7 protein-coding genes are annotated in these 9913 nt (G+C 65.0%); 4 read left to right on the forward strand and 3 right to left on the reverse strand.

Translation table 11 applies throughout. The annotated features are described in order from the left end of the window. Nucleotides 1-153: 153 nt before the first annotated feature. From F4Y38_11120 to F4Y38_11135, 4 genes are all read left to right on the forward strand, one after another. Nucleotides 154-600 carry a hypothetical protein gene (locus F4Y38_11120; GenBank protein MXY49828.1) on the forward strand — a complete coding sequence of 149 codons (447 nt, stop codon included), beginning with the start codon at nucleotides 154-156 and terminating at the stop codon, nucleotides 598-600. Beyond that, nucleotides 597-1481 (forward strand): phytanoyl-CoA dioxygenase family protein, encoded by an 885-nt coding sequence (locus F4Y38_11125; protein ID MXY49829.1) that lies wholly within the window; start codon nucleotides 597-599, stop codon nucleotides 1479-1481. The genes F4Y38_11120 and F4Y38_11125 overlap by 4 nt, the downstream gene beginning before the upstream one ends. Before the next feature lie 121 nt (nucleotides 1482-1602). Next, entirely contained in the window at nucleotides 1603-1782 is a 180-nt protein-coding gene (locus F4Y38_11130) for a hypothetical protein (protein ID MXY49830.1), read from the forward strand. Nucleotides 1783-1809: 27 nt separating this feature from the next. Beyond that, entirely contained in the window at nucleotides 1810-2556 is a 747-nt protein-coding gene (locus tag F4Y38_11135) for a hypothetical protein (GenBank protein ID MXY49831.1), read from the forward strand. A gap of 11 nt (nucleotides 2557-2567) precedes the next feature. Here F4Y38_11135 and F4Y38_11140 read toward each other — a convergent pair whose 3' ends face one another. The 3 genes from F4Y38_11140 to F4Y38_11150 are packed head-to-tail and all read right to left on the reverse strand — an operon-like array spanning nucleotide 2568 to nucleotide 9791. Continuing rightward, entirely contained in the window at nucleotides 2568-3599 is a 1032-nt protein-coding gene (locus F4Y38_11140; GenBank protein ID MXY49832.1) for a hypothetical protein, read from the reverse strand. 17 nt (nucleotides 3600-3616) lie between these two features. Further along, nucleotides 3617-7078, reverse strand: a complete 3462-nt coding sequence (locus tag F4Y38_11145) for an AAA family ATPase (GenBank protein MXY49833.1) — start codon at nucleotides 7076-7078, stop codon at nucleotides 3617-3619. Continuing rightward, complete coding sequence (locus tag F4Y38_11150; protein ID MXY49834.1) at nucleotides 7065-9791, reverse strand: hypothetical protein; 2727 nt, start codon at nucleotides 9789-9791, stop codon at nucleotides 7065-7067. Before F4Y38_11150 ends, F4Y38_11145 begins: the two co-directional genes overlap by 14 nt. Between the last annotated feature and the right edge of the window lie 122 nt (nucleotides 9792-9913).

The following is a 9913-nucleotide window of genomic DNA, read 5'->3' on the forward strand; positions in this document are numbered from 1 at the left end:
GCAATCGATCGTGGCCGTGATGCAATCACTTGTTCGATGTCCGCCTGTACTACTGTACTACTCTATTGGACTCCGAAACGCCGAAAAAGATGCATTAAATCGGTCGTGCCATACGTATACACGTTCCCGGCAAAACAGGACCCACCGCGAACGATGCATATCGAAACGATTACCTTTCTCGCCGCGATTACGGGTTACGCCGGGTTGACCGCGAACATGGCACTGGTGGCCGCAGGCCGGCACCGGCCGTTACACATGACGCCGGTTGCGCTGATCGTCTTCGCCCACGTGCTGATGGTCTGGCACTACCGGTATGAATGGGAGATCGCCCAGGCCACGAGAAACGGGTATGCTGGGTTCATCATATTCCATGCCGCGCTGTTCGGTATCCTGGCCGCCCCGCTGGCCGTGAACCTGTGGTCAAAGCGGCTCGTGGCCTTCTCGTTCCTCGTCGCCGCCATGGGAGCCAGCGGCGCCGTAATGCGTTACGACGAAGTGGCCATATACCGTCTGCCTGTTTTCGCATTTGATCTCGTCGGTCTTTCCGCGCTGGCTTACTGGATATTCGGACGGTCCAGAATAAAGGGGACACAACGATGATGAGCCTGGCTGAACAAAAGGCCTTTTTCGAGGAAGAGGGATACTTGATCGTCGAAGGCGTGCTGTCGGTAGACGAACTGGCCGCATGCCACGAGGAAATCGAACGCCTGCACCGACTGTCGGCGGAACTCGAGTCCGCCGGCGATCCGGCATCCTCGCGTTTTCAGCGCGAGCCCTACGCGAAGGGCGCGAACCGGCCGGACGGTCTGCCCGTGCTGAGGAAAATCGAAAAAACGCGGGAGATCTCGACGTTCTTTCGCGATCTATCCGTTCATCCCGGGCTGCTCCGGGTAGTGGGTGGATTGCTCGGTCCCGACCTGCTGCTCTTCCGCAGCACCCTGATGCTCAAGCCGGCCTTTCACGGTTCTGCCCATGCGCCGCACCAGGATTCGGCCTACTGGCCCATCGAACCGCCCGCGCTCGTGACCGTCAGCATTGCCCTGAACGACGCCACGACCGAGAACGGCTGTTTCAAAGTCATCCCGCGCAGCCACACCTGGGGGTTGAGAGACTGGGGTCTTATCGCCCAGGCACAGGATGCGGAAACCGCGCACGAGCGCGACCTGCAGGATGCCCGTCAGATCGAGGTGCCGCTGAAGGCCGGCAGCGCGCTCTTTTTCCACAGTCTAATGGTGCACGGGTCCGGTCCCAACCGGTCCTCCCAACCACGCAATACGGCGCTATACGCCTACTTTCCGCCCCATGTCCGCTACGTCCCCGGCAAAGGCGGCCCCAGGGAGAAAACCTATCCGGTGGCGTGCGGTCTGGATGGCAGGAAGACCTTCACGCTGGAGACCGCGGGTCAGCAGGTTCAGGCCGGACCGGGTGCATCTTCCCCTGTTGTAACAAAAAAAAATGAATTAAACTTCCGTTCGAAATAATAATAAACTATATAGTAACTATACATCCTGTTTAACGATGGCATCCCGGCGTCCGCACCGGCTGACGTTCCCGCACGCACCCATTCCTGAGACCAGTCTGCACCGAATCGGGAGAGCATTCATGCGAAACACGGAAGTGCAAGAGACCAACGAGGTACTGAATGAACTGCGTGGCGAGCTGCACGAGGTGGTCATCCTGCTGTCGACGATCGCCAGGCACATCGACGACTTTCGTTACGAGACCCACAAGTTGAACCGGTATCTGCGCAACAACCCGCGCGAAGAACAGTCGAGCGCATAGGCCGGCCAGCCTGACCGCGAGCTTTCGATGTACTTTGACCAGGGTTCGTTCGATATCCGGTGCGAGTGGGGCTTGGAGGGGCTTCAGGAACTGCTGCCCGTCAGCCGGGCCGTGGTCATCGTCGACGTCCTGTCGTTTACCACCAGTGTGGACATCGCGGCGGGAAACGGCGCGCTGGTCTACCCTTTTCGTACCAAGGACCATTCGGCGGCGGCCTACGCCAGGTCCCGGAATGCGCTGTTGGCCAATGCCAACCGGGAATTCGAAGGGGGCGGCTATTCTCTGTCCCCCTCCTCCCTGCTGGACATACCCGCCGGCACTGCGCTTGTTCTGCCCTCGCCCAACGGGTCCGCGCTATCTTTGTCGACCGGCGATACGCCCACATTCGCCGGTTGTATCCGGAACGCAACGGCCCTTGCCGGCGTACTGCGGCAATACGAGACCGGCATCAGTATCATCCCCGCGGGAGAGCGCTGGAAGCAACAACAGACCCTGAGACCCGCGATCGAGGATCTGATCGGCGCGGGGGCCGTCATCCATGCGCTGGAAGGCACCCGTTCGCCCGAAGCCGAAACCGCCGCCCGGGTTTTCGAGGCGTTCAGGGACGATCTGGAATCGGTCCTTTGTGGATCGGGTTCCGGCAAAGAGTTGATCGGCAGGGGATTCGCGGAGGATGTGCGGCTTGCCGCGGCTTTGGACGCGAGCCGTTGCGTTCCGGTGTTGAAGGACGGAGCGTACCGTTCAATTCACACACCCGGCAGCGCCGATGCGTGATTGCGGATGCCTCACACTTCGTACGCCTGCCACGTACCCAGACAACCGTGGCCGCGCCGGACGTGAAGCAGCCGTTTTTCGGGTTCGGCGATGTACCCTGAAATCGAGTGCATCCCGACCGCGCCGTGCCGGCAGATCCCGCCGGGATCATTTTCGTGATCGGCCAGGATTTCTATGATCGTGTCGACGGTGATCGTCCCCCAACGCGCCTCGACAAGGTGCCGGATACGGTCCAGTCGGGGACACGAATCCGGCAGGAATCCGGTTTCGTGACCGGCGAACGCGGGGGTCAGGTAGTGGTTGGTGTGCAGGCAGGCGTCCGGATGGGCGTCCCGGTACCGGGCAATCCCCTCGGGCCGTATTTCCACGGTATCGATTTGTCCCTGTCCGTCGCACAACACCAGGTTGGCGGCCGAACAGGTGCGGTGCCGAGAAAGAAGCTCCACGCAGTCTTCGACCGTCCGTTGTTCCAGGACCAGGCGCTTGATCGGGTAATGGGGCAGCCCCATCCTCCAGGTACATCCATAAAGGGCGTTGGCGAAATGGGCCACGCCGTGCTCGTTCATTCCGGAATAGCCCAGCTGGCCGGCAAAGGTGAACATCAACGCCCGGGGCCGGCCGTCGCCGGGTTTGACCCGTAACAGCAGTGCGACGTCGGCGTATTCCGGTTCGAGATCCTGGTTCTGTCCCGCCAGCGTGTTTCCATCGGCCGTGGCCGACCGCGTCAGCGCGAAGGCGGTGCAGGCCCCGACCGACTGCTGCGCGGCCTCGGCGCGGGCCTGGCACAGGACCGCTTCTTCCAGGCTGATGCCCGCACCCGCCGCCAGCCCTCGAACCTCTTCCGAAAAGGCCGGACTCAGGTGCTCCATCCGCGGCCAGAAACACATGGCGTTCCGGCACAGCGTATCCCGGGACATCCCGGTCAACCGCTCGATCCATCGCAAGTACCGCTGGACGAGACCGGCAGCCTGCGCGCCGTGCTGATAACCCATCTCGTAGCCGCTGCCCTCGACTTCGATCAGCGGGAAAGTGTGATCAGGCATTGCATCCTTAACGGGTTTCAATGGGGGTTCCCCGGGTACGTCCACGTCCGCCACCCCTGCAGCATAGGGAAATACAGGCCCAGGTTGACCGGCCCGGATTCCAGCGACTGCAGAACGCCCGCGTAGCCTTCCAGCTGGCTCCGGTACCGTTGTTGTTCGTTATTCAGAAAGCCCTCGAGATCCCCGCCGGTATGGGCGCTGGTCTTGTAGTCGATGATCCAGCGCCTGCCTTCGAACACGAAAGTCCGGTCCACGACGTATCGCTGGATCCTGCCGTCGAGGACGGTGGTAAGGGCGAGTTCTCTTTCGTCGTGCGGGTGCCGGGACAGAATCCAGCGTCCTCTTTCGTCGGCAACCGTGTTCGCCAGGGCGGCCAGCGCCCGGGAAACCGCCTCGTCCAGCTTTTCGCCGGCCAGCCCTTCCAGCCGGAGCGCCGTGCGAAGCCTGTAATCGTCGAAGTCCAGGAGATCCGGTGCGTACATGCGCTGGAGCATCTGGTGCACGACGATGCCCACCCGGCGCTGAAGTTCGGTTACCCATTCGAAGGTGGGATGACCCGACTCGTCGCCGTCGGGATCCGTCGGATCGTAAAGCGGTTTGAAGTCGATGTCTTCGGGCGGCGGGTCGGGCGTCCAACCCGCAACCAGGCGGCGGAGCGGCACCCCCCGGAGTTTCGCCGTGGCCGTGTCGCGTTCCGGGTCTTTTCCCTCGTAGTCCTTCAGCGCTTCCATGAACTCCGGCTCAACGGCGTGCCAGATCCTCGCCAGCAGCGTCCGGGAACCCGGCGTCTTCAGGGATTCTTTCTCCGGATCGGGTACGGCGTGCCCGAGCAGATGCAGGCATTTCCGGGCCCGGGTGGCGGCCACGTAGAGCAACCGGGTCCTTTCGTTCTCGCGTTTTTGCGTTTCAATGTGGGCCAGGTAGGCGTAGAGCGGGTCCTTTTCACTGCCGGTGGCGCGAATAGGCGCCAGCAGAAGCCGGGGCCGGCCGCCACGGGCGTATTCGTGCCACATGAGCAGCCTCGGGTCCTCCGACCGCGGAAGACGGCCCAGGCCGGGCAGGATGACCGTATCGAACTCCAACCCCTTGGCCCGGTGAACGGTCAGCAGCTGTACGTCCCCGGCGGCTTCGATGTCGGAAGGCGCGAAAAGGCGGGCGACGTCATCGGCGAAGGCTCTCTCGTCCGGAATCCCCAGGCCGTCCTGAACCCGATCCAGGAGATCGAGAAATGCGGAAGCGTCTTCGCGCTCGGTCCGGGTCTCCAGGCAGGCCTGCCCGCCCAGTGCGGACCAGACGCCTTCCACCAGCCGGCGGACGGGCAACCGGGCGCGAAGGGCGAAGGCATCGGCGAGTACGGGCAAAATTCGGTCGATCCTGGACCGTGCGTCCGGTGACAGCCGCTCCCGCCGCGCGGGATCCTGAAGAAGGTCCCACACCGCGGACGGGACGTCGCCTCCGGCCAGGGCTTCGAGGTCCGTCAACGTGAGGCCGCACCACGGCGCGCGCAGCAAGGCCAGCCAGGCCACCCGGTCGCCGGGATGCAGGAGCGCCCGCGTGAGCGCCAGCAGGTCCCGTACCACCGGACGGTCCCCCAGGGCGTCGATCTCCACGGCGCGGAATCTCACCCCGTGCCTTCTCAGGGCGGAAACGATACCGGCCAGATGACTGCGGGCGTGGACCAGCACGGCGATGGTCTCTTCCGGTCGCCGCGCCCGTGCCTCGGTGATGATCTCGACGACGCGTTCGGCTTCGGCCTCCTGGTCGCGGTCGAGGAAGGGATGGAAGCGGACGCAACTGTCGGAATCATCGGCCTTGAACGCCTCGGAGGGTTCGTAGGTCACCGCGCCCGAGAGGAAGTCCTCGCTCAGGGGGAATGCTTCGCGCAACACGCGGTTGACCCAATCCACGACGGGTGGATGCGAACGGAAATTCACCGAAAGCGCGAGGGGGACCGGTCGGACTGCGCCTACGCCGTTCTTCCGGGCCTGAAGGAAAAGCCCCACCTCCGCTTCGCGAAACCCGTAGATCGACTGCATGGGATCGCCCACCAGGAACAGCGTCCGGCCATCATCCGGGCGCCAGTCCCTGATCAGGCGGGTGAGCAGGCCGTACTGGCTCTGGGAGGTGTCCTGGAATTCGTCGATGAGCAGGTGCATGATGCGATCGTCCAGGCTGCGGGCCAGGTCGGTGGGCGCCTCGTCCGGACCCAGGGCGGCCCGCGCGCCAATGCCGATCTCCGTGAAGTCGACACATCCCTCTTCCTGGAAGACGATCCTGAGCTGCTCCACCGCCACGGGCAGCAGGAGCATCAGCGCGTTCAGGACGTCCCACTGCCTTTCATCGAAACGCGGAGGGGGCAGTGTGCGCAGTTCGTGCAGCGATTCGGCGGTTTCCGGGTCCAGGTCGATGCGGGCAAGCCGTTCCTTGGCAGCCCGTCCGTCATCGGTCGGTGGGAAACCGTGGTTGACGTTCAGGGCCTGGCGCCGGGTTCCCCGCCCGGTCAGGAACATCTCCGCGATTCCGGTCCAGCAGGGAAGGGATTCGGCATCCGACCCGGGAAACCCGGTCATCTCCTGACATGCGTCGATCGCACTCGCCCGGTTACTCGCACGCAGATTCGATGCCGCGAAACGGGCGAGGGCAACGGTCTCTTCCTTGAAACGCTCCGGGAACCCGTTCCGGACCCGTTCCAGGGCGCTTTCGATGACTTCCTCAAGGGAGGCCTCCAGGTGGGCTCGAAGTGCTTCGGGCGCGCGGGGTGCCGGAGCATCGCCGGACGTGGCGGTGTCGTCCTCTGAGGTGGGCCCGCCGAGCGCCGGAGATTCACGCAACGCTCTGCGGTGCCCACGATGGGCCACGTGCCGCATCCACTGGTCCCTGGAGCCCAGCATGATGCTCAGCAACCGCTCGACTCTCCCGAAGTGGTTGTCCAGGTGGGCAAGCAGTTCGGCCACGGCCCCGGACACCGCCGGCGGCGCCCCGTCGGCATCCAGCATGGACACCGTACGCCGGGCCGCGCGCGCGTACAGGTGTCCCGCGTCGTCCACCGGCCGGGGCGCCGCGCCCATGCGGGAGACCCAGGGCATCCTGCGCACCAGCATGGCGCAGAGCGAGTCGATCGTCTGGATACGCAGGCGCGCCGGATGCTCGGCCAGCCGCCAGTCCAGCCGGTCGTTTCGGGCAACGGCTTCCCGCGCGAGTTTCCAGGTGTGGGCTTCGTGCGGCGTCGCGGGCCGCGGTCCGGCGGCGCTTCCCAGGGCCGCGACGATGCGATGGCGCATCTCCGCAGCCGCCTTGCGGGTGAAGGTAATGGCCACGACGGCCTCCGGCCGGTCCACCCGTGCCAGCAAGGCCAGGAACCGCTGGATGAGCAATTCGGTCTTGCCGGACCCCGCGGGCGCCTGGACGATGAAAGACCGGGCGGTATCGAGCGCTTCGAGACGTTGCTGTTGGTCCGCAGCGGGTTCAACCACGGTCATTTTCAGCTTCCTCCACTTCTTCCGTCCCCTGGCTGATCCGGCACAGGGACGGCAGTTCGCAGTACCGGCAGGTCTTTGCGGGGTCCTTGGGATCCACGTGCGCCCGGCCTTCCCGGTAGTCGCGGCCGAGCTCGTCCAGCACCGCCCGCCAGGCGTCTATGGTCTGGGTGATCGGCGGCTGCCCTTCCGGTACCCGGACCCCCGGCGCGATATCCGGGGATTCGGCCAGCCCCCTGAATGCCGGTTCTCCCGTCCGCAGCCTCGCGAACAGGACGCCCGCCACCGCGGCTTCCGCGGAAACGGCGTATATGGGCAGCTGGGGTTCGTCCGGTCTCGCGCCCGCCCAGTCGGCGGGACCGCATTCCCCGGACTTGTAGTCCAGGATGACCAGCTTCCCGTCCTCCAGGCGGTCCACCCGGTCCGCCCGGATGTTCACCTCGATGCCGCCGACTTCAACCGACCGTCTCTCCTCCTGGTCGACCACTGTGAATGGCTGCCGCTGACGTTCCAGTTCCAACCAATCTCCGATGATGCGCACCAGCCTGGCCTGCTCGATTTCCGCAAGACGGGGATTGCGACGGAACCGGCCTCCCAGGATCCGCCGAACTTCGGGTTCGACGTGCCCGCGTACCAGATCCGTCAGCCCTTCCTCCGTCGCCGCGATCAGGTGCCCGTGAGACTTCAGCCGTCTCCAGACCCGTTCGAGCACGTGGTGTATGAGCCTTCCTCGGTCGAGCGCGGTCAGGCCAGGCTCAGGCTCCTCGAGCGCCCTTGCGCCGAGCCGCAGTTCGGCAAAGGCCTTGAACGGGCAGGCCCCCTGCAGCTTGAACAGGAAGGTCCCGCCCCGGAGCGCCACGTCGTCGCACGCCGGTCCGTAGTGGTCGTGCAGGATCTCCAGCGTGGAATCGGCGGGAGATCCTTCCTCGTCGTCGCGTATCCCTTCCTCGTCGCCGGGTGGCGGCGGGATCCCCAGGCCGGCGGCCGAGGTTTCGGGCAGCATGCGGACGAGCGGACTGACGGCCAGGTCCGCGTCCTCCTCCCGCTCGGGATAGCTGACGACGACGGAAGGCGCGGACGAGAGAAGGCGTCCGGTGAGCATCCGGGTGAACTCGAGTTCCCGGTTCGGCGAAGACCCGGGCAGGCCGTAGCGGCGCTGAAGGCGTACCGGAATGAACGGGTCGGGCACGGGATCGGCCGGCCAGGCGCCGTCGTGCAGGCCCATCAACCAGAGCCGGTCGAAACGGAGGCCGGAGCTTTCGAATACGCCCAGGATCTGGACGGGGGCCGGTGCGGATTCCGGTTGAAACTGCCTGGCCGCAGCCAGGTTCCTCAGCAGGTCCACCGCCCCGTGGAGCGGAACGGACCCGGACACGTCGTCCAGGCTGGCCAGATCGGAGAGCAATTCGCTCCAGACTTCCAAGGTCTGGTATTCGATACTGTCGAGCGTGCGGTCTCCGGGCCATCCGATGTCGCGAAGGAAGGCGGAAAGGGCCGGCGCCCAGTCGCCGGGCAGCCGCGAAGGCTGAAGCGTTCTGTACTTTTCCGACCAGGTCTCGAGGAGCGTTACGAGTCCGGGACACCCGCCCCCGTCCCCGCCCCTGTCTCTTCGCTTCCGGGCCAGTTCGATGACATCCGAAAGGGAGACCTCCGTGGCGCCGCCGGCGCGCAGGTCCGCGTCCAGCAGGGCGCGGCTGGTCATCTCCTCCGAGGATCCGGGCAGAAAGGGGGATCGAAGCATGCGGCCGACGCATTCGACGGAGAGATCTCCGGGGTCGAATCCAAGAAACAGGAACGCCGTCTGGATGACGGGGTATTCATCGAGCGGCCGTCCGAGGGAGATGTTGAAGCACCGCATCGGGTCGAGGTCCGTCCGCAATCGGTTGCGGGGGTGCAACACTTCGCCGAATACGCGCTCGATCTCGTCTCTTTGCTGGCTGAGGGCGGGCACGATGATGCCGATCCGGAACGCCGGGTCGCGCGCGTTCGGATCGCTCTCCAGGCAGCGGCGCGCCCATTCGGCGGCGGCGCGGATTTCCCGGCCGGCATCGGCAAAGCCCACGCGCGCGGCGTCGCCGGCTTCATCGGTGTACGCGCTCTCCCGGACCTTTACGCCGCGTTGTCTGAGGGCTTCGATCAGGCGTTGCTGCACCGGTGAAAGCTCGAGGAATCCAGCGAATCCAACTTCCCCGGGGACCGGTGCCGCGCCGCGGTCGATGAGATCCGCGACAGACGCGGTAAGCTCGGCGCTCGAAATCCAGCCGTTACGTTGACAACGGGTCTGGAACGCCCGGGCCCAGGACAGGAAAGCCAGGGCGTCCTCGGATTCATTCCACGCCGCGGCGTCGAGCGGTATCGCCCAGCTGCACAGGCGGTCCCAGGATCGGGCGGCGGCCTCCGCCGTCGAGGAAACGTCCAGCAGGGAGCCTTCGGCCTTGGATCGGATGACGTCTTCCCAGATCAACTGTTCTTCGGCCCGACTGAGCAGGCGGGCGGCCGTCGGTTCCGTCGTCAGGCCTGCCGTCGGGTCTGCCGCGAGGTCCGCCGTTGCCGGGCAATCGGAAAACAGTCCATTTTTCCACGTTTCCGCCAGCCATGCGGACAGCGGCATGATCTGCGCGGTAGGCCAGGAAGCCCGTCCCGCCGCCTCCTGGACCTGATCATGATCGCGACGGAGTTCGCGAGCGAGGCGGGTGGTCGCGGTGATTATGGTCATGGCGGTTAATACCCGGGTGTATACGAATGGCGGTTCAGGCTGAAGAACGGACGTTTTCGACCCGGGGACGCTTTCGACCCGCGTCCGGGCTCGGATCAGAAAATGTGGCGATGTGTGTGATT

The organism is Gemmatimonadota bacterium (assembly GCA_009838645.1).
Lineage (GTDB): Bacteria > JAAXHH01 > JAAXHH01 > JAAXHH01 > JAAXHH01 > JAAXHH01.

Bases quoted from the DNA above. Each gene is read 5' to 3' on its own strand.
- F4Y38_11125 (MXY49829.1), top strand. From the start codon at position 597: ATGATGAGCCTGGCTGAACAAAAGGCCTTTTTCGAGGAAGAGGGATAC.
- F4Y38_11145 (MXY49833.1), bottom strand. From the start codon at position 7,078: ATGACCGTGGTTGAACCCGCTGCGGACCAACAGCAACGTCTCGAAGCG.
- F4Y38_11120 (MXY49828.1), top strand. From the start codon at position 154: ATGCATATCGAAACGATTACCTTTCTCGCCGCGATTACGGGTTACGCC.
- F4Y38_11140 (MXY49832.1), bottom strand. From the start codon at position 3,599: ATGCCTGATCACACTTTCCCGCTGATCGAAGTCGAGGGCAGCGGCTAC.
- F4Y38_11135 (MXY49831.1), top strand. From the start codon at position 1,810: ATGTACTTTGACCAGGGTTCGTTCGATATCCGGTGCGAGTGGGGCTTG.
- F4Y38_11150 (MXY49834.1), bottom strand. From the start codon at position 9,791: ATGACCATAATCACCGCGACCACCCGCCTCGCTCGCGAACTCCGTCGC.
- F4Y38_11130 (MXY49830.1), top strand. From the start codon at position 1,603: ATGCGAAACACGGAAGTGCAAGAGACCAACGAGGTACTGAATGAACTG.